Source organism: Achromobacter sp. LC458 (genome assembly GCF_001005835.2).
In the GTDB taxonomy this organism is placed as follows: Bacteria; Pseudomonadota; Gammaproteobacteria; order Burkholderiales; family Burkholderiaceae_B; genus Achromobacter; species Achromobacter spanius_B.
In genome coordinates, this window is sequence record NZ_LBHW02000032.1 from 24376 (window position 1) to 49809 (window position 25434).

The following is a 25434-nucleotide window of genomic DNA, read 5'->3' on the forward strand; positions in this document are numbered from 1 at the left end:
ACAGGAGAGTTTTCAATGCACCTGCACATTCTTGGCATCTGCGGTACGTTCATGGGCGGCTTGGCGCTGATCGCGCGGGCCGCCGGCCACAAGGTCACTGGTTGCGATGCGGGCGTATACCCGCCGATGAGCACGCAGCTGTCCGAGCAAGGCATCGACCTGATCGAAGGCTTTGGCGCGGACCAGATGGCGCTGGCCCCCGACCTGTACGTGATCGGCAACGTCGTCAGCCGCGGCAACCCCCTGATGGAAGCCATTCTGGAATCCGGCGCGCGCTACGTGTCCGGCCCGCAATGGCTGGGCGACAACATCCTGCCGGGCGCGCACGTGCTGGCGGTGGCGGGCACGCATGGCAAAACCACGACCAGCTCGATGCTGGCCTGGATACTGGAAGCCGCCGGCCTTGCCCCCAACTTCCTGATCGGCGGCGTGGCGGCGGACCTGCATGTATCCGCCCGCTATGACCCCACGCGCCGCCCCTTCGTGATCGAAGCGGACGAATACGACACGGCGTTCTTCGACAAACGGTCCAAGTTTGTCCATTACCGCCCGCGCACCGCCATCCTGAACAACCTGGAATACGACCACGCCGACATCTTCCCGGATCTGGCGGCCATCGAAACGCAATTCCACCATCTGGTGCGCACCATTCCCGCGTCCGGCCGCATCGTACGGCCCGCCCATTGCGACGCACTGGACCGCGTGATTGCGCGCGGTTGCTGGTCCGAAACGGTCACGTTCGGCGCGGATGGCGCCTGGCAGGCATCCCCACCCGATGATGACGGCGCCTTCACGGTGATACGCAGCGGGGTCGACATCGGCACCGTGCGCTGGAACCTGACCGGCGAGCACAACCGCATGAACGCGCTGGCCGCGCTGGCCGCCGCCGAGCACGCGGGCGTGTCGGCCCCGGAAGGCATCGCCGCGCTGACGCGTTTTGCGGGCGTGAAGCGCCGCATGGAACTGCGCGGCACCGTGGACGGCGTCAAGGTCTATGACGATTTTGCGCACCACCCCACCGCCATCGCCACCACCGTCCAAGGGCTGCGCCGCCAAGTCGGGTCGGCCCGTATCCTGGCGGTGCTGGAGCCGCGCTCCAACACGATGAAGCTGGGCACCATGGCCGCCCGCCTGCCCGACGCGCTGGCCGACGCCGACCTGGTGTTCTGCTTTGGCGCCCACAGCGGCAAACATGCGCTGGGCTGGAATCCGGCCGAGGTCCTGGCGCCGCTGGGCGACCGAGCTTCCAGTTACGATGACATCGACGCGCTGGTCGCGGCCGTGACCGCCGCCGCCCGCCCCGGCGACCAGGTGCTGGTCATGAGCAACGGCGGATTTGGCGGCGTCCATGGCAAGCTGCTGGACGCGCTGCGGGCACGCCGCTGACCCCTCTTTATTGGACGAGCACGAAATGATTCTCTACCTGCACGGTTTTCGTTCCTCGCCCAGTTCCACCAAAGCCCGGCAGATGGCCGATGCCATGGCCGGGCTTGGCCTGGCCGCACAGTGGGCCTGCCCCCAACTGCCCGCCAGCCCCCGGCAAGCCATTGCGCTGGCGATGGACATTGCGCAGCGCCAAGTGCAAGGCGCGGACAGCCCCCGGGCGCTGACCGTGGTGGGCTCGTCGCTGGGCGGTTTCTACGCCACCTGGCTGGCAGAACAACTGGATTGCAAGGCGGTGCTGCTGAACCCGGCCGTCGAGGCCGCGCGCGACCTGGCCACCCAGGTCGGCGAGCACCACATGTATCATTCCGACGCGCCGTTCGTCTTTTTGCCTGAATATGTAGACGAACTGGCCGCCATCCACGTCCCCCGCATTACCCATCCCGACCGGTACTTCCTGCTGGCGGCCACGGGCGACGAGGTCCTGGATTGGCGTGAAATGCGCGATCGCTACGCGGGTTGCCGGCAGCGTATCGTCGAAGGCAGCGACCACGGTTTGTCCGACTTCGAACGTTGGATGCCCGAGGTGCTTGAATTCGCCCTTGGCGGCAAGCAGGTTAGCCCTCAATAATCAGTACCAGACATCAACACTCTATTTCGCTGCGCAAGGCGGTGCGTACGCGCCGCCCAGGAAGATCCCCACCATGTATGTGTTTTACGAAGATGACGGCAGCTTCAAGGCCGGCAACATCCTGTCCGAAACCGACGCCAGCTTGCAGGTGGAGTCAGAGTCGGGCAAGCGCAGCAAGATCAAGCGCGCCAATACCCTGTTCAATTTCGCGTCGCCCGAACCGGCGGCGCTGATGAGCCAGGCGGCCGCGGCCGCCGACGAACTGGATCTGCAATTCCTGTGGGAATGCGCGCCGCAAGAAGAGTTCGACACGCCCACGCTGGCCGCCGACTACTTCGGCCACGCCCCCACGCCGGTGGAACATGCCGCGCTGCTGATGCGCCTGCACAGTGCGCCCGCGTACTTTCACCGCCGTGGCAAGGGCCGTTACCGCCCTGCCCCGCCGGACATCCTGGCCGCTGCGCTGGCGGCGCTGGAAAAGAAGCAGCGCCAGGCCGAGCAGCAACAGGAATGGGTCGACGAGATGGCCGCCGGCCGCCTGCCCGAACCCATTGCCCAGGTTGCCGAAACGCTGCTGATCCGCCCGGACAAGAATTCGCAGCAATGGAAGGCGCTGGACGCCGCCTGCGCCAAGCTAGGCAAAAGCCCCGACCGCCTGCTGCTGGAACTGGGCGCATGGCCGCACGCGCTGGCGTTGCACAAGCGCCGCTTCCTGGCCGTCAACTTCCCGCGCGGCCTGGAATTTCCGGAACTGGAACTGCCGCCCATCGACCGCGAACTGCCGTTGTCCGATGCCGAGATCTATTCGGTGGACGACGTCACCACGACCGAGATCGACGACGCGCTGTCCGTCACGACGTTGCCCGACGGCCGCCTGCGCGTGGGCGTGCACGTGGCCGCCCCCGGCCTGACCGTGACCCGCGACAGCGAATTCGACAAGCTGGCGCGCGCCCGCCTGTCCACGGTGTACATGCCGGGCGACAAGATCCCGATGCAGCCGGACAACGTCATCAAGGCGTTCTCGCTGGATGCCGGGCGCGAAGTGCCGGTGCTGTCGCTGTATGTGGTGGCCGACCCGGAAACGGGCGAGATCATCGAATCCGACACGCGCCTGGAACGGGTGGTGGTGCGTGAAAACCTGCGCCACAACATGCTGGACGCGCAAGTCACCGAGGCCAGCCTGGCCGACCCGTCGGCCGACATTCCCTACGGCCATTGGCTGCGTCCGCTGTGGAAGCTGGCGCAGGCGCTGTCGGCGCAACGCGAAAACGTGCGCGGCAAGCCCGAAAACAATTCCCGCGTGGAATACAGCTTCTACCTGGACGGCAACCCCGACGACCCGGACACGCCGGTGCGCCTGGTGCCGCGTCAGCGCAACGCGCCGCTGGACCGCATGGTGGCCGAATACATGATCCTGGCCAACAACCTGTGGGGCGGCTTGCTGCACCAACACGGCGTGCCGGGCATTTATCGGTCGCAACAGGCAGGCCGCGTGCGCATGAGCACGCAGGCCTTGCCGCACGAAGCTATCGGCGTGCCGCAGTATGCGTGGAGCACGTCGCCGCTGCGCCGCTATGTCGACCTGGTCAATCAGTGGCAACTGATCGCCGCGGTGGAACACGGCGTGTCGGCGCGTCTGGTGGCGCCGTTCAAGCCGCGCGACGCCGACCTGTTCGCCATCATCGGCGCGTTCGATGCGCAGTACGCGGCCTGGGCCGAATTCCAAAGCGCCATGGAACGCTACTGGTGCCTGCGCTGGTTGAAGCAGAACGGCATCACCCGCACGGTGGCGCACGTGCTGCGCGATGATCTGGTGCGATTTGCCAACGCGCCGCTGGTGACGCGCGTGGGCGGCATGCCCGAACTGGAACGCGGCACGCCGGTTGAAATCGACATCCTGGGCATGGATGAACTGGCGCTGGAACTGGACTGCCGGTATGTCGGCCAGCTGGCTCCCGAGCCCGCAAGCACGTAGGATGCATCCAGCGCGACAGCGCAACGTAACAAAAGCATAAAAAACGTCCCTGCCGCGGGCAGCCCCTCCCGCCATTGCGCAAGAGGGGTTGCCCGCGGCAGAGGACCATAACAAGACGGAGACGCAACATGCGCATTTTGCTGGTCGAGGACAACCTTGATCTGGGCGATGCGGTGGAGAGCAAGCTGCGGTCGGCCGGCCACAGCGTGCAATGGGTGCGCGACGGCGTCGCGGCCTTGCGCTGGGGCCTGGACGAAACCTGGGACGCCCTGGTGCTGGACATCAACCTGCCCGGCAAGGATGGCTTCTCGGTCATCCGTGAATTGCGCGCCGCCGGGCTGGAAGCGCCGGTGCTGGTCATGACCGCGCGCGCTGAAATCGAAGACAAGATCGACATGCTGGACCTGGGCGCGGACGACTATCTGGTCAAGCCCTTCGACCTGCGTGAACTTGAAGCGCGGCTGCGCGCGCTGATGCGCAGGCCAGCCGGGCAAACCAGCAGCACCACCTCCTACGGCAATCTAAGCCTGGACCTGGCCGGGCGCAGCGTGACGCTGGCGGGCACCCCGCTGGAACTGGGCCGGCGCGAATTCCGCCTGCTTGAGATCCTGGTGGGCCGCATTGGCCAGACCGTGGCGAAAGAGCGGCTGATGAACCAGCTGTTCGATCTGGACGACGGCTCGCTGAACGCGCTGGAACTGTTGATCTCGCGGCTGCGCAAGAAGCTGGCGGGCGCGTCGATCGACATCATCACCGTGCGCGGCGTCGGCTATCAGGCCCGCAGCCATGAACATCCCTGAAAGCGCCTCGATCCGGCGCCGCGTCTTCACCTTGGGCGCGGCGCTGCTGGCCTGCGCGCTGATCGGGCTGGTTTTTTTCCTGCGGGGTTATGCCCAGCGCGCCGCCGAGCAGGCGTTCGACCGCCTGCTTGCCGCGTCGGCGCTGACCATTGCCGGGTCCGTGCAGATCGATGACGAAGGCGTCACCGTCGAGCCGCCAGTGTCGTCGCTGGCCATGCTGTCGGGCGGCGAACGGGTCTTTTACGAAGCGCGCACCTCCAATGGGCACCTCATCACCGGCTATGGCGACCTGGCGCCCAAGCTGCCGCTGGCGCAAGCCGCCACGCCGGTGTTCGCCTACGTCACCTACCACGACGAGCCGGTGCGCGTGGCGACCGTGGGGCGGCTGGTGTCGGCCAGCCAGCATGCCGGCTGGGTCACGGTGCGGGTGGCCGAGACCCTGGGGTCGCGGGATGAACTGGCCGACGAAATACTGGGGCGTGGCGTCCTGCCGCTGGTGGTGGTGTCGTTGGTGGCGCTGGGCCTGTTGTGGTTTGGCGTGCAGCGCGCGTTTGCGCCGCTGGCCGTGCTGGAACGCGACCTGCGCACCCGCGCCCCCGAGGACCTGACGCCCGTGACCACGCCCGTACCGCGCGAAGTGCGCCGCCTGGTCGTAGCGCTGAACGCCTTCATGCAACGCCTGTCCATCATCATGGACACGCTGAACACGCTGGTGGCCGACGCCACGCATCAGGTCCGCACGCCACTGGCCTCGCTGCGCGCGCAAGCCGAAGTGGCGCTGGACGAGACCGACCCCAAGCGGCTGCGCGAACGCATCGTACGCATTCACCAGAACGCCACGCATGCCAGCCAGCTGATCAACCAGCTGCTGATGGACGCCACCATCACGCACCGGCTGGGCAAGGGGCCACCGGAATCCGTGGGCGTGGCCGAGACCATCAACGAAACGCGCCGACGCATCGGCCCGGTGGAAGCCGAGCGCCTGCGCATCGAAATCGCGCCGGAAGTGCGCCGCGCGCGACTGGCCGGTGACCGGGTGGCCTTGCGCGAGATGCTGCGCAACCTGGTGGACAACGCCTTGCGCTATGCGCCCGACGGCACGGTGGACATCCAGGCCACGCCGGTAGCCGGTTTCCGCGTGGCGTTGACGGTGTCCGATCGCGGGCCGGGCATTTCGGACGACGAAAAAGAAGCCGTGCAGCAGCGCTTTACGCGCGGACGGGCTGGCGAGTCGCAGCCGGGATCTGGCCTGGGGCTGGCCATCGTGCGTTCGGTGGCGACGGCGCACGGGGGGTCGCTATGGCTGCATGATCGGCCGGGCGGCGGCCTGTCCGCGCGCGTCATCCTGCCGCTGCAACAACAGCCGGCCGGACGCCACGTGGCGGCGTGGCTGGGCGCGGTGTGCACGGCGGCGATGCTGCTGGTGTCCGCCCCGCAGGATGCGCGCGCGGCCGATCTGGACGAAATCGTCACGCGCTACCCCGCGCCGCAGCCCACGTCGCGCACGCTGGTCATCGCCGGGCCCACGGACACGCCCGTCGTCGCGCCGCTGATCCAGGGCTTTCAATCGTTGCGGCCCGACGTGTCGGTGGTGTATCGCGAAATCAGCAGCCGCGACCTGTACGAAGCGACCGTGGACGGGCGCCTGAAAAACGTAGACGTGCTGATGAGTTCGGCGTCGGACTTGCAGATCCGGCTGGCCAACGACGGCTATGCGCAGGCGTACTCGTCGCCCTACGCGTCCAAGCTGCCATCGTGGGCGGTCTGGCGCAACGAGGTCTACGGCTTCACGTTCGAACCGGCCGTCATCGTCTACAACCCCAAGCGCTTTACCGAGGCCACCGTGCCGCGCTCGCGGCAGGACATCTTGCGCCTGCTGGAACGCGAGCAAGCCAGCCTGCAAGGCCGTGTCGGCACCTACGACATCGCCGCCAGCAGCCTGGGCTATCTGCTGGCAGAGCAAGACGAACTGGTGTCGTCCAACTTCTGGGGGCTGGCCAACGCGATGGGGCAAGTGGGCGTGCGGCTGTCGCCCACCAGCGCGCAGATTCTGGACGCCATCGAGAACGACGAACTGGACCTGGCCTACAACATCCTGGGTTCATACGCCCTGTCGCGCCAGGCCGCCGGCAGCAAGATCGGCGTGGTGTTTCCGCAGGACTATGTGCTGGTGCTGGCGCGGTCGGTGCTGATCTCGCGGCGCGCGCCCAGCCCCGATCTGGCGCGCGCACTGGTGGACTGGCTGCTGTCTCCGGCCGGCCAGCAGGTGGCGTCCAGCCACGCGGCGCTGGGTTCCATCATGGAAGACACGCCGGGCCGCTGGACCTCCGAGGCCGTGCTGGCGCGCTCGCAAGGCATCGTTCAGCCGGTGGTGTTAAGCCCGGCATTGCTGGTGGGGCTGGACCAGCGACGGCATTCGCGCTTCGTGCAGAACTGGGTGCGGCTGGTGACGGACACGCCCAAGCGGCCGTAGGCGGGGCGCGGCAAGACCAGGGATTACCCCTAGCCGCTTATCGCCCCCATGACAGGACGACGACAGACGCCGCCTCCTAAGATGGCCGCAGGCTGGACCCAGATCCCGCTATAGACCAATTCCAATCGGAGACGAACACATGCTTGCCAAGTCCCAACTGGCGGCCGCCTGCGCCGCAGCTTTCGCCATCGCCACCGGCAGCGCCTTCGCGCAGGCCGTGCCGGCGGGTTACCCGGCCGACTATCAAAAGATCCTGGACGGCGCCAAGAAGGAAGGCAAGGTCGTCATCTATTCGACCACCGACACCAAGGCCGCCGGCCCCATCATCAAGGGCTTCGAAGCGCTGTATCCGGACGTCAAGGTCGAATACAACGACATGAACAGCACCGAGCTCTACAACCGCTACATCAGCGAGCAGGCGGCGGGCGGCGGTAGCGGCGACATCGTCTGGAGCTCGTCAATGGATTCGGCCCTGAAGCTGGCCACCGACTACGCGCTGCAATACAAGTCGCCCGAAGCCGGCAAGCTGCCGGCCTGGGCCGTCTGGAAGGATTCGGCCTACGGCACGACCTACGAGCCGGCCGTGTTCATCTACAACAAGCGCCTGATCCCCGCCGCCGAAGTGCCCACCACGCACGGCGCGCTGGCCAAGCTGATTGCCAGCCAGCCCGACAAGTTCAAGAACAAGGTCACCACCTACGACATCGAAAAGTCGGCCGTGGGCTTCATGCTGGCCGTGCAGGACAAGGCCAACGACCCCAAGTATTTCGACACGCTGAAAGACATCGCCAAGGGCGGCCTGGTCGTGCAATCGTCCACCGGCACCATGATGGAACGCGTGTCCTCGGGTGAAAACCTGATCGGCTACAACATCCTGGGTTCGTACGCCGAAACCCGCGCCAAGTCCGACCCGTCGCTGGGCGTGGCCTACCCGACCGACTACGCGCTGGTGCTGTCGCGCGTGGCGTTCATCAGCAAGAAAGCCAAGAACCGCAACGCCGCCAAGCTGTGGATGGATTACCTGCTGTCCAGGAAGGGCCAGGAAATCATGGCCAACCAGGCCGACCTGGCCTCGGTGCGCGATGACATCGACGGCGACAACGATGTGGACGGCATGACCAAGAAGCTGGGCGCCTCGCTCAAGCCGATTCCGGTCAACGAAACGCTGCTGGACTACCTTGAGCAGACCAAGCGCCTTCAGTTCATCAAGGACTGGCGCGCCGCGGCCGGCAAGTAAGGCCGCGCGGGTCCGGGGCGCGGCGCGCCCGCCCCGGCGCCCCATACGCGTAGCGGACGGCAGCTTGCCGCCCGCCTGACCGCCCCCCGGGCGGGCCTGCCCCTACCCGGGCGGCGCGACCGTCGCGTCACTTTGAATACAGGATTTCCCCATGCAGTCATTGCGCAGAAAATGGCAGTCCCTGCCGCGCGGCGTGGTGGTGTTGATTACGGCCCTGGCCATCTATGTGCCGTTGTCGTTCATCATCGTCCAAAGCTTTCTATCCGCGCCCTTCTTTGCCCCGTCCAAGGTTTTCAGCCTGGACGCGTTCCGCTTCATCTTCGCGGACCCGGATTTCTACAAGGCGCTGAAAAGCGGCTTCATCCTGGCCTTCGGGCTGGCCATCATCGCCATTCCGCTAGGCGGCATGCTGGCCTTCCTGATGATCCGCACCGACCTGCCCGGCCGCCGCTGGATCGAACCGCTGATCCTGGTGCCGGTGTTCGTCTCGCCCATGGTGCTGGGCTTTGGCTACGTCGTGGCCGCCGGCCCGGTGGGCTTTTTCTCGATCTGGGCGCAGAATATCCTGGGCTTCGTGCCCTGGAACGTCTATTCGCTGACCAGCATCGTCATCATCGCCGGCCTGACGCACGTGCCCCACGCGTACCTGTATATCTCGTCGGCGCTGCGCAGCATGGGCTCCGACGTGGAAGAAGCGGCTCGCGTGGCCGGCGCGTCGCCGCTGCGCGTGATGGTGTCGGTCAGCCTGCCGATGGTGCGCCCGGCCATGCTGTACGCCACCGTGCTGCTGTTCTTCCTGGGTCTGGAAGTGTTCGGCCTGGTGCTGGTGCTGGGTGACCCCGAAGGCAACCTGGTGCTGGCCACGTACCTGTACAAGCTGACCAACAAGCTGGGCATTCCGTCGTATCACCTGATGGCCGCCGTGGCCGTGATCCTGATCTGCATGACGATTCCGCTGGTGATGCTGCAACGCCGTTTGATGCGTACCGCGAATCGCTTCGTCACCGTCAAGGGCAAAGCCTCGCGCGCTCGTCCGCTGCCGTTGGGCAAGTGGCGCTGGGCGGCGGGCGCGGTCGTGGCGTTCTGGCTGGTGGTCACCATCATCGTGCCGCTGCTGGGCGTGCTGCTGCGCGCGTTCGTGTCCAACTGGGGCATGGGCGTGTCGCTGTTCGACGTGCTGTCGCTGGACGCCTTCCGTACGGTCTTCGCACAGCCCAACCTGATCCGCGCCATTGTGAACTCGGTCGCCATCGGGGTGTTCGGCGGCGCGCTGGCGGTGATGTGCTACATGTTCGTGGGCCTGGCCATGCACCGCAAGCCCGACAACGTGACGCGCTTCATGGACTACAGCGTGTTGGTGCCGCGCGCCGTGCCCGGCCTGCTGGCCGGCCTGGCCTTCCTGTGGGTGTTCCTGTTTGTGCCGATGTGGCTGGACAACGCCCTGGACGTGGACGAAAACGGCTGGCTGTCGGCGCTGCCGTTCGCCGAATGGCTGCGCGAGAACTTCATCGAATGGCTGCGCGCCATGCGCAGCACCATCTTCAGCGTGTGGCTGGCCTACACGGTGGTCTGGATGGCTTACGGGCTGCGCTTGATTTCGTCGACCCTGCTGCAAGTGGGCCCCGAACTGGAAGAGGCCGCCCGCAGCGCCGGCGCGCGCCGCGGCCAGGTCACACGCCACGTCACGGTGCCGCTGGCCAAGTACGGCCTGATCGGTTCGTGGCTGCTGATGTTCCTGATCTTCGAGCGCGAATACTCCACCGGCGTCTACCTGCTGTCGCCCGGCACGGAAACCATCGGCTCCATGCTGGTGTCGCTATGGGCCTCCGGCGCCATCGACATCGTGGCCGCGCTTTCCTTCATCAATATCGTTCTGGTCGTGATCGGCCTGGGCATCGCCCTGCGATTCGGAGTCAAACTTCATGATTGAGCTTTCTGTAGAAGACCTGCACCTGGACTACGGCGACAACCCCGTGCTGAAGGGCGTGTCGATGCAATTGCGCCAAGGCGAAGTGGTGTCGCTGCTGGGCCCCTCGGGTAGCGGCAAGACCACGCTGCTGCGCGCCGTGGCCGGGCTGGAAGGCCCCAAGCGCGGCCGCATCACCATTGGCGATCGCATCGTCTATGACGGCGGCGCGCGCAAGGAGATTCCGGCCGAAGAGCGCAACCTGGGCCTGGTGTTCCAGTCTTACGCGCTGTGGCCGCACAAGACCGTGTTTGAAAACGTGGCCTACCCGCTGAAGTTGCGCAAGGTGCCGTCGGCCGAAGTGCGCGAACGCGTGCAGGCCGTGCTGGACCAGCTGGGCCTGGGCAAGCTGGGCCAGCGCCATCCGCATGCGCTGTCGGGTGGCCAGCAACAGCGCGTGGCCATTGGCCGAGCGCTGGTGTACAGCCCGCCCGTCATCCTGCTGGACGAGCCGCTGTCCAACCTGGACGCCAAGCTGCGCGAAGAAGCCCGCGCCTTCCTGCGTGAACTGATCATCCGCCTGGGGCTGTCGGCCCTGATGGTGACGCATGACCAGAGCGAAGCCATGGCCATTTCTGACCGCATCCTGCTGCTGAACAACGGCAAGATCGAACAGCAGGGTACGCCGCAGGAAATGTACGGCTCGCCGTCCACGCTGTTCACGGCGGAGTTCATGGGCAGCAACAACCGGCTGGAAGGCAAGGTCACCGAAGTGCGCGATGGCCGTGCCCGCATCGAGGGCCGTGGCTGGGCGCTGTGGGGCAAGGCGGGCGAAGGCGTGTCGGCCGGCCAGGACGGCACCGCCGTGATCCGGGTTGAACAAGTGCGCCTGGCGGACGACCCCGACGGCAACCACATCGACATGCCGCTGTTGACCAGCATGTACCTGGGCGACCGCTGGGAATACCTGTTTCGCACGCCCGACGCGGACCCGGCCAATACCCTGGCGCTGCGCGCCTATGGTCCCGAAGGCCGCGAACCCGGCCCCAGCCGCCTGGCCCTTCCGGCCAGCAAGGTGTGGGTGTTCCCGCGCAAGCAGGCCTGATCGGGCCGGGCGGCGCCGGCCGCTCGCCCGCCATCCCGGCATGCCGTCCAATAGCTGTTACAAGCGGTTGGCCGGCCTGTCCGGGCGGCGCGGACTCGCCTTACAATGCGTCCGTGCAACGCCCTGATTCCTCCTCCCCGCTAGGCCGTTATATGCGGTGGCTGGGCGCTCCCGCCCAGCACTACCTGCGCATCGGCATTGCAATATCGCTGTTGGTGCACGCCGGCGCCCTGGCGTGGCGCTTCGGCGTGCCCGCGCTTACCCGGCCGCCCGTAACCAGCCTGGAAGTGGTGCTGCTGAACGCCCGCAGCGAAACCCCGCCCGAGGCGCCGCGCGCCCAGGCGCAAAACCAGATGACCGGTGGCGGCAATGCCGAACAAGGCATGACCACCACGCCACTACCCCAGACCGGCGCAGCCGCCGAGACCATCGTGCTGGAAGCCATGCGCCGCCGCCAGGTGCAGCTGGAAGCCGAACAAACCCGCCTGATGACCCAATTGCGCTCGGCGCAACAGGCCGGCGCCGAACGCCAGGCCGTCAACCCCTGGCCCGACGGCGCCGACCTGGGCAAGGACGCCGAGGACCAGGCCAGCGTGATCCAGAATGCCCAGGTTGCCGCGCTGGCCGCGCGCGTCCAGCAATACAGCAACGAACCCCGCAAGCAGTTCGTCGCGCCGTCCGCCGAAGCCTCGCGCTACGCCGCCTACCTGGACGCGTGGCGCGCCCGCATTGAAACCGTCGGCACCCAGCACTACCCGGACGAGGCGCGCGGACGCATCTACGGGTCGTTGCGCATTACCGTATCGGTGCGCGCCGACGGCAGCATCGCCAACGTGGAAATCGACCAGCCGTCCCCGCATGCCGTGCTGAATCAAGCCGCGCGCCGCATCGTCCAGCTGGCCGCGCCCTTCCCGCCCTTCCCCCCCGATATCGCGCGCGATACCGACGTGCTGGTCATCACCCGTACGTGGCATTTCGTCAACGACACCCTGGAAACCCAAGCCCCATGACCGAGGCGCCCCCTCTTGCCCGCTACGCCGTCATCGGCAACCCCGTCGCGCACAGCCGCTCGCCCCAGATCCACGCCATGTTTTCCCAGCAGACCGGCAAGCCGCTGCGCTACGAGCGCCTGCTGGCGCCGGTCGACGGCTTTGGCGACGCGGTGGCCGCATTCGTGGCCGAGGGCGGGCTGGGGCTGAACGTCACGGTGCCCTTCAAGCTGGATGCCTACGCGCTGGCGGCGGGCCACCTGTCCGCCCGCGCGCGCCTGGCCGGCGCCGTCAACACCTTGTCCTGGCGCGATGGCGCCTGGCACGGCTGCAATACCGATGGCGTGGGCCTGGTGTCGGACCTGCAACGCCTGGGCCTGCGGCTGGCCGATGCCGCCGTGCTGATGGTGGGCGCGGGCGGCGCGGCGCGCGGCGTGCTGCAACCGCTGGCGCAAGCCGGCTGCGCGCGCATCCACATCGTGAACCGCACCGCGTCCAAGGCGCTGGAACTGGCCGATGCCTGGCGCGCCACCGGCGTGTCGCCCCAGACCCAGGTCACGGCGGGCGGCTTGACCGACGCCGCGCGGCCCGGCGGCTGGAACCTGGTCATCAATGCCACGGCCAGCGGCTTGCAGGATGCCGCGCCGGACCTGCCGCCCGGCTTGTACGCGCCGGGCGCCGCCGCCTACGACATGATGTACGGCGCCAAGCCCACCGCCTTCATGAAGCAGGCCGAGGCCGACGGGGCCAGCTTGACGGCCGACGGCCTGGGCATGCTGGTGGGCCAGGCCGCCGAGAGCTTTCTGATCTGGCATGGCGTGCGCCCCGACCCGGCGCCGGTGCTGGCCGCGCTGCGCGAGGCCCTGGCGGCCGGACACTAAGCGGCATGGCGACGCGCAAGCAGGGCCGATCCTGGTTCCGGATCATCACCGGCGTGCTGATGGCGCTGGTGTGCGCGGTGCTGTTGTACCAATTCTGGCTGTTCTCGCAGGTGGTCTGGTACAACTACCGCGATCCCGGCAGCAGCGCGATCATGCGCGAAGAACGCTCGCGCCTGCGCGAAGGCAACCCCGCCTTCCAGCTGAAATACGAATGGGTCCCCTACGACAAGATCAGCCGCAACCTCAAGCGCGCGGTGGTGGCGTCCGAGGATTCCAAGTTCACCGAACACGACGGCATCGAATGGGACGCCATCCGCAAGGCCTGGGAATACAACCAGCGCCAGGAAGAAGCCGGCCGCAGCAAGATGCGCGGCGGCTCCACCATTACGCAGCAGCTGGCCAAGAATATGTTCCTGTCCAGTTCGCGCAGTTACATCCGCAAAGGGCAGGAACTGGTCCTGGCCTACATGATCGAACACGTCATGAGCAAGGAACGCATTCTTGAGCTGTATCTGAACGTGGCCGAGTGGGGCGTGGGCGTCTTTGGCGCACAAGCCGCCGCGCAGCACTATTTCAATACGTCGGCCGCCAACCTCAGCGCCAGCCAGTCCGCGCGGCTGGCCGCCATGCTGCCCAACCCGCGCTTCTACGACACCCGCCGCAATTCCAATTACCTGAACTCCCGCGTGGGGGTACTGACCCGCCGGATGCAGATGGTGGACATCCCCTGATCCGCCTTGACGTCCCTGTGACGCATTCTTGCGTCTCCTGACCTCCCGAACCCGCCGCCCGCTACGCGCACTTCGCACCCTGGGCGGTGGGATTTGTTAAGCTTTCACGTTTAGCGCTTCCCCACATTTTCATGCGTACCGCCCGTCGCTACCTGGCCCGCGAAATCTATCGCTCTTGTGCAGTGGTCCTTATGGCCCTGCTCGGCCTTTTCACATTCTTCGCGCTGGTAGACGACCTGGACAACGTGGGCGACAAGTTCTCCATGATGGCCCTGCTCTACATGCAGGCGCTGGCCATACCCACCCGTCTGTACGATCTGCTGCCCATCGGCCTGTTGATCGGCGCGATCCTGGCGCTGGCCGGCCTGGCCCAGCGCAACGAACTGGTCATCCTGCGCGTCTCGGGCGTCAGCGGCATGCGGCTGTTGCGCATGCTGTGGGTGGTGACCATCCCGCTGATGATCGGCGCCGCCCTGTTGTCCGAATACGTCACGCCCTGGGCCGAAATCAAAAGCGGCGAAGCCAACCTGATGTTTCGCGGCAAGGCCGGCGGCGACCGCCTGAAAAGCGGCTACTGGTTCAAGGAACCCACCGCTAACGGCGGCATGCGCATCATCAACATCGCCGAACTCAAGGGCGACGGCCAGGTGGCCGGCATCACCCTTTACGAATTCAAGAAAGACCAGACGCTGACCGTGCTGTCCACGGCGCCCACCGGCCTGTTCGCGCATGGCGACCTGGTGCTGAAAGACGTGTCGGAAACCCGCCTGGACGACGACGCGGCCGAAGCACTGGCCAACGCGCGCCAACCCAAGAACCCGCCCGCCTCGGTCGCCAAGGTGCCCGAGCGCACGGTGGACACCACGCTTAGCGCCGAACGCCTGCTGGCCCGCGTGCTGACGCCCGAACGCATGTCCATCGTCACGCTGCTGGACTACGTGCAGTACTTGCGCGACAACCAGCTGCAATATGGTCGACAGGTGGTGGCCCTGTGGCGCAAACTGGCGTATCCGTTCACGCTGCTGGTGATGATCACCATTGCCGCGCCTATCGGCCTGATGCAAACCCGCCGTGGCGGCGTGGGCGCCAAAGTGTTCATCGGCATCTTGCTGGGCGTGGGCTTCTTCATGCTGAACCAGCTGGCGCTTAACGTCGGCATGCTGGGCAAATGGCCGTCATGGCTGACAGCGCTGGGTCCGAACATCGGTGCCATGGCCCTGGCCTTGGGCGCGATGAGCTACATGGAATACCGCCACACGATCACGCGCGTGGTCCAACAACGCTGGCCCTGGAGCAAGAGTCCCGCATGAACGGCAGTATCTGGATGATCGGCGACGTGCAGGGGTGCTGCTCGCCGCTGGACCGCTTGCTGGCCCATCCCGACTTGGTCGGAGACCCCCGTTCGCGCTTCTGGTTCGCGGGCGACCTGGTCAACCGGGGGCCGCAATCGCTGGAAACCCTGCGCCGCATCATCGATCTGGGCGACCGCGCCACCTCGGTGCTGGGCAACCATGACCTGCACCTGCTGGCCGCCGCGGCCGGCGTGCGCAAGCCGTCCAAGTCCGACACGCTGGACCCGATCCTGCGCGCGCCCGACGCCGCCGAACTCATCAACTGGTTGCGCTTTCGCCCGCTGGCCCATTTTGAACAAGGCCATCTGCTGGTGCACGCCGGTACGCTGGCCAAGTGGGACGTGGCCAAGACCCTGTCACTGGCCGGCGAAGTGCAGGACGCGCTGCGCGGCCCGAACTGGCACAAGGCGCTGCAAAAGATGTACGGCAACGAGCCGGCCACGTGGAAAGAAGACCACAAGGGCGGCAAGCGGATGCGGGTCATCATCAACGCGCTGACGCGTATCCGCCTGTGCACGCCCAACGGCCACATGGAATTTGCCACCAAGGTGGCCCCCGGCGCGTGGCCACCCAACCTGGTGCCCTGGTTTGACGTGCCCAATCGCGCCACGCGCGACATCACAACCGTGTTCGGCCACTGGTCCACGCTGGGCCTGCTACAGCGCCCCGACGTGATCTGCCTGGACACGGGCTGCGTCTGGGGCGGCGCGCTGACGGCCTTGCGCCTGCAAGACCGCAAGCTGGTCCAGGTCAAGTGCTCGCAATTCCAGAACCCGCTGTCGGACTGACCCCGTCACGCGCTCAGTGACGGATTTCGGCCAGGAACTTCTGCGCCCGCACCGTTGCGGGCCGGCTGAAGAACGCGTCGGGCGTGCCCGTTTCCACGATGCGCCCGGCATCCATGAACCACACGCGGTCCGCCACTTCACGCGCGAAACCCATTTCGTGCGTCACGCACACCATCGTCATCCCGTCCTTGGCCAGGCCCTTCATCACCTGTAGCACCTCGCCCACCATCTCGGGGTCCAGCGCGCTGGTCGGCTCGTCAAACAGCATCACGGGCGGGTTCATCGCCAACGCACGCGCAATCGCCACGCGTTGCTGCTGACCGCCCGACAACTGGGCGGGATACGCCTCTGCCTTGTGCGACAGGCCCACGCGTTCCAGCAATTGCAGCGCCCGCTCGCGCGCTTCGGGACGCCGCGCGCGTTTCAATTGCAGCGGCGCCAGCATCAGGTTTTCCAGCACGGACAGATGCGGGAACAGGTTGAACTGCTGGAACACGAAGCCGATGTGGCTGCGCAGCTGGTCCAGGTGCACCTTCGGCCCGTAGATGTCCTGCCCGTTCACTTCAATGAGGCCCTTCTGGATGGGTTCCAGCCGGTTGATGGTGCGGATCAAGGTGGATTTACCCGACCCCGACGGCCCGCACACGACGACGACTTCGCCCTGCCTGACCTCTTCGGTCACGTCGGCCAGCGCCTGGTAATCGCCATACCACTTCTGCACTTGTGAAAATCGGATCATGTCGGCACCACTTTAGGGGCGGCCCCCAGCCCGGCGCGCCGTCTGCCGATACGTCGTTCGGTCAGGTGCACCAAGGAACTCAGGCCAAAATTCAAAACAAAATAGGTCATCGCCAGCAAGCCGAACACTTCAAACGGCTTGGTCAGCAACACGCTGTTGATCTGGTTGGCGGCGTAGGTAAGCTCCTGCACGCTGATGACGTAGGCCAGCGACGTTTCCTTCACCGTCGAGACGAACTGGCTCAGCATGCTGGGCAGCATGTTGTAGAGCGCCTGCGGCAGGATCACGCGCCGCATCGTCTGCATATACGACAGGCCCAGCGCCCGGCTGGCCTCTTGCTGTCCGGGCGGCAACGCCTGGATGCCGGCGCGGATGATCTCGGCCAGGTACGCGCTTTCGTAGCACACCAGCGCAACCACCATCGTGGTCGTGCCCGCCACGGGCCGGCCGATGATGAGCGGCACAAAAAAGTATGCCCAGAAAATAAACATCAGCAGCGGCAGCCCGCGCACCAGATACACCACGGCCGACGACGGCCAGTAGAAGATCCGGTAGGGGCTGATCCGGCCCAGCGCCAGCAGCACGCCGCAAGGCAGCGCCAACGCCAGGCTGATCGCCGCCAGGCCCAGCGTGGCGACCAGGCCACCGACCGGGCCGTGCGGATACTGCCCGATCAGCAGCAGCAGCCAGTTGTCTTTCAGGATGTCCCACATATCAGCGCGCCCCCAGCGGACGATACCGTCGTTGCAAGATCGCGCCACCACCCATGATGAGGAACGACAGCACCAGATAAATCACCGTCACCACCGCATAGGCCTCGAACGTGCGGAACGTGTAGTTCTCGATTTCGCGCCCGGCCGCCGTCAGCTCCGTCACCCCGATCGCCATCGCCAGGCTGGTGTTCTTCAACAACAGCAGCGTCTGGTTCAGCAGCGGCGGAATGGCGATGCGAAACGCCTGTGGCAGCACCACGCAGCGCATGGTGCGCAGGAAGCCCAGGCCCAGCGCCCGCGCGGCCTCGACCTGCCCCGGCGCAATGCCGCGCACGGCGCTGCGCAGGTCTTCGCAGATGTAGGCCGACATCACCAGCGCGATGGCGATGCACGACATGATGAATTCACTGCCGTGGCTGTTGAGCCAGTCGCTGGCCCCTTGCGGCAGCAGCGCCGGCACGCCGAAGTACCAGAACAGGATGTGCACCAGCATGGGCACGTTGCGATGAAACGCCACATAGGTGGCGATCACCGCGTTGGCCACGGGCGAGCCCGTCAGGCGGATCACCGCCAGCAGGCTGCCCACGCCGAACGCCAGCACCCAGGACAGCCCCGCCAGCGCCAGGGTGGTGACGAATCCCCTCCACAGCCACGTTGGATACTCGCCCTGGAAAATGGCGTTGAAGTCGAAAACGTAATGCATCGAGACAGGCTCCGGCGCGCGTCGCGCATCAACCCTTGATGGCTTCGATGCGGAAGTCGCGCTTCATGTTGAACTGCGTGCCGGCGCCGAACCACTTGTCGAACACCTTACCGGCCTGGCCAGATGCCTCCATGCCGTCCAGCACCTTGTTCACCTGGTTCAACATCGCCGTGTCGCCCTTGCGCACGCCCATGCCCCAGGGCTCCACGAACAGCGCCGGCTCCAGAATCTTGACGGGCACGGCGCTGGTGGCGGCCTGATGCTGAAGCTTGACCAGCATTAGCTCAGACCCGACAAAGCCGCTGACCTTGCCTTGCTGCAAGGCCAGGAACGCGCCGCTGGGGTCCTTGAACGTCACGGGGTCCACGTTGGGGATGTTCTTGCGAGCGCCTTGCTCGGACGACGAGCCGCGCACGGCGCTGACGCGCTTGCCGGCCAGGTCGGCGGGCGCCTTCAGGTCTTTCTCGGAATCGCGGGCCAGGATCTTTTGCAGGCTGACGAAATGCTGGTGCGAATAATCGATCTGCTGCGCGCGTTCGGGGCTCCAGCCCAGGTTGGCCGCCACCACGTCGACGCGACCCGCGATCAGTTCGGGGATGCGGGCCTCAACGGCGATCAGCTTGAGCTCCAGCGGCACGCCCAGGCTGTCGGCCACGGCCTGGCACATATCGACTTCATAGCCGACCACGGCACGGGTCTTGGGGTCCTGAAAGCTGAAGGGCTCGGCGGTGCCCATGGTGCCGCAAATGAATTTGCCGCGCGCCTTGATGTCCTGCAACGTGTCCGCGTGCGCGGCGGGCGCCAGCGTGGCGGCAACGCCCACGGCGGCAAGAAGGCTGGCGATGGTGGTCTTCATGAATATTCCCCTTGAGTATCGGTATGTAGTTCAATCCAGCGCCGCGCAAGCCTGGGCGATGCGGCGGCATCCTTCTTCGATGTTTTCCATCGATGTGGCAAAGCTCAGGCGCAGGTACGGCGACAAGCCATAGGCCGCGCCGTCCAGCACGGCGACACCCGCGTCATCCAGCAGGTACATCACCACGTCCAAATCGGTTTGCAGCACGCGGCCGCCGGGCGTGCGCCTGCCCAGCAAGCCTTCCACCGACGGATAGACGTAGAACGCGCCCTGCGGTTGCGGGCAGCGAATACCGGGCACGGCGTTCAGCAAAGACACGATGCGGTCACGCCGCGCATGGAAGATGGCGGCGGCGTCGGTGACGCAGCGCTGGTCTGCGGTCAAGGCCACGCGGGCGGCCGCCTGGCTGATGGCGCTGACGCAGCTGGTGCTTTGCGAGATCAGCGTGGCCATGGCGCGGATCAGCGGCTTGGGACCGCCCGCGTAACCCAGGCGCCAACCCGTCATCGCATAGGCCTTGGACACGCCGTTGATGGTCAGCGTGCGGCCCGCCAGCGCCGGCACCACGGCCGCCGGCGAGGCATGGCGCGCATCGCCATACGCCAGGTGTTCGTAGATTTCGTCGGTCAGCAACCACACGTGGGGATGGCGCGCCAGCACCTCGCCCAGCGCTTGCAGCTCCGCTTCGCTGTACATCGCGCCGGTGGGGTTGCTGGGGGTGTTCAGCAGCAGCCACTTCGTACGTGGCGTGATGGCTTGTTCCAGCGCTTGCGGCGTCAGCTTGAAGCCGTCGGCTTCGGGGCAGGCGACCACCACCGGCTTGCCGTCGTTGACCAGCACCATGTCCGGGTACGACACCCAGTACGGCGCGGGGATGATGACTTCGTCGCCGGCCTGCACGGAGGCGGCCAGCGCCGTGAAGATGAGCTGCTTGGCGCCCACGCCCACGATCAGTTCGTCCAGGCCGTAGTCCAGGCCGTTCTCGCGCTGGAACTTGGCGCGCACCGCTTCCAGCAGCGGCTTGGCGCCGACCGATGCGGTGTAGCGGATGTCGCCGCTGTTCAGCGCGTCGATGCCAGCCTGCACGATGTGCGCGGGCGTGGGCAGGTCCGGCTCACCGACCGTGAAGTCGACGATGTCGCGGCCCTGCGCGCGCAGTTGATCCACGCGCGTCTTGGCGGCCATGCTGGGCGATGGCTTGATGGCCAGGGCGCGGTCAGCCAGGAAGGCGGTGTCGGCGGCGTTCATGCCAGCCCCTTGGCGGCAAACGCGGCCTGCATCCAGCTTTGCGTCTTATCGCCCTTGGCGATCTCGGCCATGATGCGTTCTTCCTTGGCGGCGTGCGCGTGCGCGGCCTCGATCAGGCTTTGCGCGTCGGACGCGGGAAAGCTGACCAGGCCGTCTTCGTCGCCCACCAGGATGTCGCCGGGTTGGATGACCTGGCCGCCGATCGACACGGGCACGTTGACTTCGCCCGGGCCGTCTTTGTACGGGCCACGATGGATGTGGCCGCGCGCATAGCAGGGAAAGCTGTCGGCCTCGAACGCGGCCACGTCGCGGATCGCGCCGTCGACCACCACGCCGGCGCAGCCGTGCAGTTGCAAATAGCGCTTCATGATTTCGCCCAGCACGGCGTTGGACAAGTCGCCGCCCGCATCCACCACCAGCACGTGGCCGGGCTGGATCTGCATCATGGCCTTGTAGATCATCAGGTTGTCGCCCGGGCGGGTCTTGACGGTCAAGGCAGTGCCAACAAGCTTGCCGCTGCGGTTGTAGCGGTGCAGGCCCGAGATGCCTTCGCGGCGCGCCAGGTTGTCGCTAAGGTGCGGCGTGACGATGCCGGCCAGGGCTTGGAGTACGGCGGCGGGAGCAACGGGGGAAGCCGGCAATTGGCGTGCGCCGGTAAGAATCTGAGCCATGACGATCTGCAACGTCCTCTATCGAAAGCCGCCGGTGGCAAGGGGGGTAAGGCTTCGGGATGCCGGCGGTCGGGGTGGGTTCAGATCGCATGTTGCGAGCTTTTCGTTTTCAGAAAAAGGGATTAAATTTCCACGATCTATATCGCTTTTAAGAATATACGGGTTAGCCCTAGGCGGAAATTTCGGAATGAACATCACCCTTGCTCAGGGCTCGGCATGCTGACCTTCAAGCAGATCGAGGCGCTGTACTGGACCGTGCGGCTGGGCACGTTTTCGGCATCGGCGCAAAAGCTGCACACCACGCAATCGGCCATCACCAAGCGCATCCAGGAACTGGAGGCGGACTTCGACGTGGCGCTGTTCGACCGCTCGGGCCACCGCGCGGAATTGACGGCGCGCGGGCACGAGGTCTATGCGCTAGCCGAAGAAATGCTGGGGCATCGCGACCGCTTGCTGGTGCGCTTGAAGGGCCAGCACACGCTGACCGGAACGTTTCGCTTCGGCATCACCGAGATCACGGCGATGACGTGGCTGCCCGCGCTGATCCGCCTGCTGCGCGCGCACTATCCGCGCATCACGCTTGAGCCGCACATCGACCTGGGCGCCGACCTGCTCAAGCGCTTGCAGGCCGGGCAGCTGGACATGGCGTTCCTGCATGGGGAATTCGCGGAACCCAACTTGCAGGTGGTGGCGCTACAGCGGCTGGAATTCGCGTGGATGGGCAGCCCCGACCTGATCGACGCCAGCCGCGTCTACACGCCCGCCGACATCGCGCGCCTGCCGCTGCTGCGGCAAAGCCGCGAATCGGGCTTGAACATGATTTACGACGGGTGGCTGCGGCCGCACACGCCCGACAGCAATATCTTCACGATCAACAGCCTGATCGCAATGGCGGGGCTGACCGCCGCCGGCTTTGGCGTCAGCTGCCTGCCGCGCGATTACTTTGCGGACATGGTCAGCAAGAAGCAGCTGGTGATTGCGCGCACCAGCACCGCGCCGCCGCAATCGGTCTACAGCGCGATGTTTCGCCGTGACGCGGACGTGGCGTTTTGTGAAAGCGTGGCCGAGCTGGCCGAGAGTTGCTGCGAGTTTTCCGGCGGCATCTGAAGCCCGCCGGTGGGTCTGGCGCGGGCGTTACAACACGCCCAGGATTGCGTCGCGAGCCTGATGCGACAGCTCCAGCCGCGTAGGCAGGCTGCCATCCGGATGCCGCGCCGCCAGCGGCGGCAGGAACACCACTTCAACGGCCAGCCCCGTCGCGCCCAACACGCGCCAAAGATTGGCCACCAGGCTTTCTTCGCCAACAAAGGCGGCAAAGCCGTCGCGCTTGCCGTGGCGCAAGAAGCGCAGCGCCACCGGCTGGATCTCAACGGCCGCCGAACGCGCCGGTTCGAACAGGCTGGCATGAAATGGAAGCAGGTCGAAGCCTTCGGTCGTGGTGCCTTCGGGAAACAGCCCCACCGCATCGCCCAGCTTGAACCGGGCCTGCATGGCCTCGCCCATCGCGTGCACCGCGTGCCGTTGGCCGCGTTCGATGAACAAGGTGCCGGCGCCCGCCACCAGCCAGCCGATCACCGGCCATTTGCGGATCTCGCTTTTGGCGACGAACGAGGTGGGGCGCGCGGAATTCAGGACGAAGATATCGATCCACGACACATGGTTAGCCACCAGCAGCACGGGCCCGGTCATGCGGGGTTCGCCCTTGAAAGCGACCTTCAGGCCACAGACGGCCATCAACGCGCGAGACCATGAACGGTTCAGCCAGGCGCGCGTCGCGGGGCGGATGAAGGGGTAGACAAGGCCCACGCACACCAGGCCATAGACAATCAGCGGCAGCACCAGGGCCAGCCGTAAGACAAAGCGCAGCAGCTTCAAACTGAAGTCTCCCAGGCCAGTTGGCCACCGACCACGGTGGCGCGTACCCGACCGGGCAGCATCATACCCGCGAACGGCGTGTGCGGGCTGCGGCTTTGCAGCGCCGACGGCGTCACCAGCCATTCGGCGTCCAGGTCCACCACGCAAGCATCGGCGGGCGCACCCACGCCCAGTTGCCCGGCCTGCGCCGCGCTGCTTGCTGAGCCGACTGCCGGGGCAAACGCCAAGCCGACCGTCCGGCGATTCTCCAGGCTGTTCAACACGGCGCCGGGGCCGGATGTGACGCGCGCCAGCGCGTCGGCCAGCGGCACACGATGGTCGCGCGCCCATTTCAAGGTCAAGGACAGCAACAGCTCCAACGCCGTTGCCCCTGGCGTGGACGACGCGAACGGCGCCGCCTTGCCCAGCGTGTCCACGGGCGTGTGGTCGGAACACAGCGCCGCAACCAGGCCGTCGGCCAACGCCGCCTGGATGGCGTCGCGGTCACGCTGGCCGCGCAGCGGCGGTTGCAGGTGGTAGTGCGTGTCGAAGAATCCGATGTCCACGTCGGTCAGGTGCAGGTTGTGGACCGACACGTCCGCCGTCACCGCCAGCCCCTCGCGCTTGGCCGCGCGCAGCAGCGCCAAGCCCGCCGCCGTGGACAACCGCGTCAGGTGCACGCGCGCGCCCGTTGCCCGCTGCAATTCAAAAATCGTATTCAGCGCAATCGTTTCCGCTTGCGGCGGCAGGCCTTCCAGCCCCAGCCGTTCGGCATAGGCGCCCCCGGCAACCACGGCGCACGGCGCCAACCACGGGTCTTGCGGGCGCAGCCACAGCGTGTGGCCCAGCCCGCTGGCATAACGCATCGCGCCCCACAGCACACGGGTATCCGCGATGCCATGTTCGCCCTGTGCGAACGCCACGCAACCGGTTTGGGCCAGCAAGCCCATTTCCGTCAGCGTCTGGCCCGCCAGCCCAACCGTCATCGCGCCCAGCGGGTAGATGCGCGGGTGGCCGGCTTCCTGTTGGCGCATCAGCGCGTCGACCTTGCCCGGTTCGTCCGGCGCGGCGTCGGCATCCGGCGGCATCACCAGGCGCGTCACGCCGCCTGCCAATGCCGCGCGCAATTCGGCGGGCGCGAAGGCCAGACCGGTCGCGTGGCCAGGCTGCGCGACCCGGGCCGACAAGTCGACCAGGCCGGGCAACACGGCCAAGCCCTGCGCATCGAATACACGGTCGGCCTGGAAGCCGTCGGGCGCGGTGCCCACCGCGACGACATGGCCGTCGGCAAGGTAAAGATCGTGCCGCCCGTCCACCGCATTGGCGGGATCGATCAGGCGGCCGTTGGCGATATGCAGCCTCATGGCGCGTCTCCGGCCAGCAGGCTCAACGCGGCCAGGCGCAGATGCTGTTCCAGGTCCGCCAACTGCGCCTGCACGGGCGGCAGGCTGGCGGCCACGTCGCCGTCCACTTCCACGCCCGGCGTCAATGCGCCCACGGGCAACAGCAGCGCATCGGGTTTGGCGGCGGCAAGCGCGGCGGGCGTCAGGCCGTAGCCATGTGCGTATTCGCGCGCGGACGGCAGCAGCGCGCCGCTGATCTGCTCGACCTTCAACGGCAAGACGATGATGACGTCGGCGTCCAGCAAGCCTTCGTACAGGCTGCCGCATTCGCGCACGCCCAGCTGCGGCAAGCCTTCCGGCAGCAAGGTGCGCGGCGCGACCACGCGCACTTCGGGCACGCCCAGCGTGGTCATGGCGTGGATGACGGAACGCGCCACGCCGCAATGGCGCACGTCGCCCACCAGCGTCACGGCCAGGTTGGTCAGGTCCTGCCTTGCGTTCAGCATCGCCTGCACCAGCGCCAGGGCAGGCAAGGGGTCGGCATGCGAGCCATCGCCGGCATTAAGAATGCGCAGTCCCGGCGCGGCATGCGCGGCGGCGCAATGCGCCGCGCCACTGGCCACGTGGCGCAATACCAGCACGCCCGGCTGCAAACCGGCCACGGTCTGCGCTAGGGGATCGCCGGCGTGCGGGTCCACGGCTTGCGCGTCCAGGACCACGGGCAGCAGGGACAGGCGCGTCGCGCAGGCGGCATACGCCTCGCGGTCGTCAGCCAGGGACAGGAACACGGGACATGGCGCGACGATGGCGTCGGACGTGGGGGAGAAGGGCGTCGGGGAGAACGATGTGGGGGAGAACGACGTGGCGGAGAACGACGTGGGGGAGACGGGCACGGAAAGCGTCGGCGCCGTCTCTGCCGAGCGGGCATAGCCGCGCGCATCGTCAAGCAAGCGCTGGACGTGGCGCTTGGGCAGCCCTTCCGTTGTCAGCAGATGGATGAGTTCGCCGCGGCGATCAAGTTGCGGATTGAGCATAGAAGAAGCCGGGCCGCGCGTA

Annotated in this window: 23 protein-coding genes; 14 read left to right on the forward strand and 9 right to left on the reverse strand. The window is 66.5% G+C overall.

What is annotated here, in order from left to right:
* Window positions 1–15: 15 nt before the first annotated feature.
* The 13 genes from mpl (at window position 16) to YH64_RS22330 (ending at window position 16251) form a co-directional block, all read left to right on the forward strand.
* Complete coding sequence (mpl, locus tag YH64_RS22270; protein ID WP_046806533.1) at window positions 16–1386, forward strand: UDP-N-acetylmuramate:L-alanyl-gamma-D-glutamyl-meso-diaminopimelate ligase; 1371 nt, start codon at window positions 16–18, stop codon at window positions 1384–1386.
* A gap of 25 nt (window positions 1387–1411) precedes the next feature.
* On the forward strand, window positions 1412–2014 hold the full coding sequence (locus YH64_RS22275; protein WP_046806573.1) for a YqiA/YcfP family alpha/beta fold hydrolase: 603 nt from the start codon (window positions 1412–1414) through the stop codon (window positions 2012–2014).
* A 73-nt stretch (window positions 2015–2087) separates the two neighbouring features.
* On the forward strand, window positions 2088–3989 hold the full coding sequence (locus YH64_RS22280; protein WP_046806534.1) for a ribonuclease catalytic domain-containing protein: 1902 nt from the start codon (window positions 2088–2090) through the stop codon (window positions 3987–3989).
* 128 nt (window positions 3990–4117) lie between these two features.
* Window positions 4118–4789, forward strand: coding sequence for a response regulator transcription factor (locus YH64_RS22285; protein WP_046806535.1), 672 nt, complete (start codon window positions 4118–4120; stop codon window positions 4787–4789).
* Entirely contained in the window at window positions 4776–7262 is a 2487-nt protein-coding gene (locus YH64_RS22290; protein ID WP_046806536.1) for an extracellular solute-binding protein, read from the forward strand. Before YH64_RS22285 ends, YH64_RS22290 begins: the two co-directional genes overlap by 14 nt.
* A gap of 139 nt (window positions 7263–7401) precedes the next feature.
* On the forward strand, window positions 7402–8499 hold the full coding sequence (locus YH64_RS22295; RefSeq protein ID WP_046806537.1) for an ABC transporter substrate-binding protein: 1098 nt from the start codon (window positions 7402–7404) through the stop codon (window positions 8497–8499).
* 151 nt (window positions 8500–8650) lie between these two features.
* Window positions 8651–10429, forward strand: a complete 1779-nt coding sequence (locus tag YH64_RS22300) for an iron ABC transporter permease (RefSeq protein WP_046806538.1) — start codon at window positions 8651–8653, stop codon at window positions 10427–10429.
* Entirely contained in the window at window positions 10422–11510 is a 1089-nt protein-coding gene (locus tag YH64_RS22305; protein WP_046806539.1) for an ABC transporter ATP-binding protein, read from the forward strand. Before YH64_RS22300 ends, YH64_RS22305 begins: the two co-directional genes overlap by 8 nt.
* 152 nt (window positions 11511–11662) lie before the next feature.
* Entirely contained in the window at window positions 11663–12520 is an 858-nt protein-coding gene (locus YH64_RS22310; protein ID WP_046806540.1) for a TonB family protein, read from the forward strand.
* Entirely contained in the window at window positions 12517–13380 is an 864-nt protein-coding gene (gene aroE, locus YH64_RS22315; RefSeq protein WP_046806541.1) for a shikimate dehydrogenase, read from the forward strand. The genes YH64_RS22310 and aroE overlap by 4 nt, the downstream gene beginning before the upstream one ends.
* Before the next feature lie 5 nt (window positions 13381–13385).
* Window positions 13386–14111 carry a monofunctional biosynthetic peptidoglycan transglycosylase gene (mtgA, locus tag YH64_RS22320; protein ID WP_046806542.1) on the forward strand — a complete coding sequence of 242 codons (726 nt, stop codon included), beginning with the start codon at window positions 13386–13388 and terminating at the stop codon, window positions 14109–14111.
* A gap of 131 nt (window positions 14112–14242) precedes the next feature.
* Window positions 14243–15421, forward strand: a complete 1179-nt coding sequence (gene lptG / locus YH64_RS22325; protein ID WP_104145191.1) for an LPS export ABC transporter permease LptG — start codon at window positions 14243–14245, stop codon at window positions 15419–15421.
* A complete protein-coding gene (locus tag YH64_RS22330) occupies window positions 15418–16251 on the forward strand; it encodes a symmetrical bis(5'-nucleosyl)-tetraphosphatase (RefSeq protein WP_046806544.1) in 834 nt (277 codons plus the stop codon). Before lptG ends, YH64_RS22330 begins: the two co-directional genes overlap by 4 nt.
* Before the next feature lie 13 nt (window positions 16252–16264).
* On the opposite strand, the gene YH64_RS22335 is transcribed toward YH64_RS22330, so the two are convergent.
* From YH64_RS22335 to YH64_RS22360, 6 genes are read right to left on the reverse strand one after another with little or no spacing between them, the layout of a single operon-like run.
* The gene (locus YH64_RS22335; RefSeq protein WP_046806545.1) at window positions 16265–16990 is read right to left on the reverse strand and encodes an amino acid ABC transporter ATP-binding protein; all 726 of its coding nucleotides are present in this window, start codon (window positions 16988–16990) and stop codon (window positions 16265–16267) included.
* The gene (locus YH64_RS22340; protein ID WP_046806546.1) at window positions 16987–17703 is read right to left on the reverse strand and encodes an amino acid ABC transporter permease; all 717 of its coding nucleotides are present in this window, start codon (window positions 17701–17703) and stop codon (window positions 16987–16989) included. Before YH64_RS22340 ends, YH64_RS22335 begins: the two co-directional genes overlap by 4 nt.
* Before the next feature lies 1 nt (window position 17704).
* Complete coding sequence (locus tag YH64_RS22345) at window positions 17705–18406, reverse strand: amino acid ABC transporter permease (RefSeq protein WP_046806547.1); 702 nt, start codon at window positions 18404–18406, stop codon at window positions 17705–17707.
* A 28-nt stretch (window positions 18407–18434) separates the two neighbouring features.
* Complete coding sequence (locus YH64_RS22350) at window positions 18435–19262, reverse strand: ABC transporter substrate-binding protein (RefSeq protein WP_046806548.1); 828 nt, start codon at window positions 19260–19262, stop codon at window positions 18435–18437.
* Window positions 19263–19292: 30 nt separating this feature from the next.
* Window positions 19293–20510, reverse strand: coding sequence for an aminotransferase class I/II-fold pyridoxal phosphate-dependent enzyme (locus YH64_RS22355; protein ID WP_046806549.1), 1218 nt, complete (start codon window positions 20508–20510; stop codon window positions 19293–19295).
* Entirely contained in the window at window positions 20507–21181 is a 675-nt protein-coding gene (locus YH64_RS22360) for an RraA family protein (protein WP_046806550.1), read from the reverse strand. The genes YH64_RS22355 and YH64_RS22360 overlap by 4 nt, the downstream gene beginning before the upstream one ends.
* Window positions 21182–21397: 216 nt before the next feature.
* Between YH64_RS22360 and YH64_RS22365 the strand changes: the two genes are divergently transcribed.
* Window positions 21398–22288 (forward strand): LysR family transcriptional regulator, encoded by an 891-nt coding sequence (locus YH64_RS22365; RefSeq protein ID WP_046806551.1) that lies wholly within the window; start codon window positions 21398–21400, stop codon window positions 22286–22288.
* Window positions 22289–22315: 27 nt separating this feature from the next.
* Here YH64_RS22365 and YH64_RS22370 read toward each other — a convergent pair whose 3' ends face one another.
* The 3 genes from YH64_RS22370 to YH64_RS22380 are packed head-to-tail and all read right to left on the reverse strand — an operon-like array spanning window position 22316 to window position 25412.
* On the reverse strand, window positions 22316–23056 hold the full coding sequence (locus YH64_RS22370) for a 1-acyl-sn-glycerol-3-phosphate acyltransferase (RefSeq protein ID WP_046806552.1): 741 nt from the start codon (window positions 23054–23056) through the stop codon (window positions 22316–22318).
* Window positions 23053–24399: a dihydroorotase gene (locus YH64_RS22375; protein ID WP_143215492.1), complete on the reverse strand. Its 1347-nt coding sequence runs from the start codon at window positions 24397–24399 to the stop codon at window positions 23053–23055. The genes YH64_RS22370 and YH64_RS22375 overlap by 4 nt, the downstream gene beginning before the upstream one ends.
* On the reverse strand, window positions 24396–25412 hold the full coding sequence (locus tag YH64_RS22380) for an aspartate carbamoyltransferase (RefSeq protein ID WP_046806554.1): 1017 nt from the start codon (window positions 25410–25412) through the stop codon (window positions 24396–24398). The genes YH64_RS22375 and YH64_RS22380 overlap by 4 nt, the downstream gene beginning before the upstream one ends.
* Between the last annotated feature and the right edge of the window lie 22 nt (window positions 25413–25434).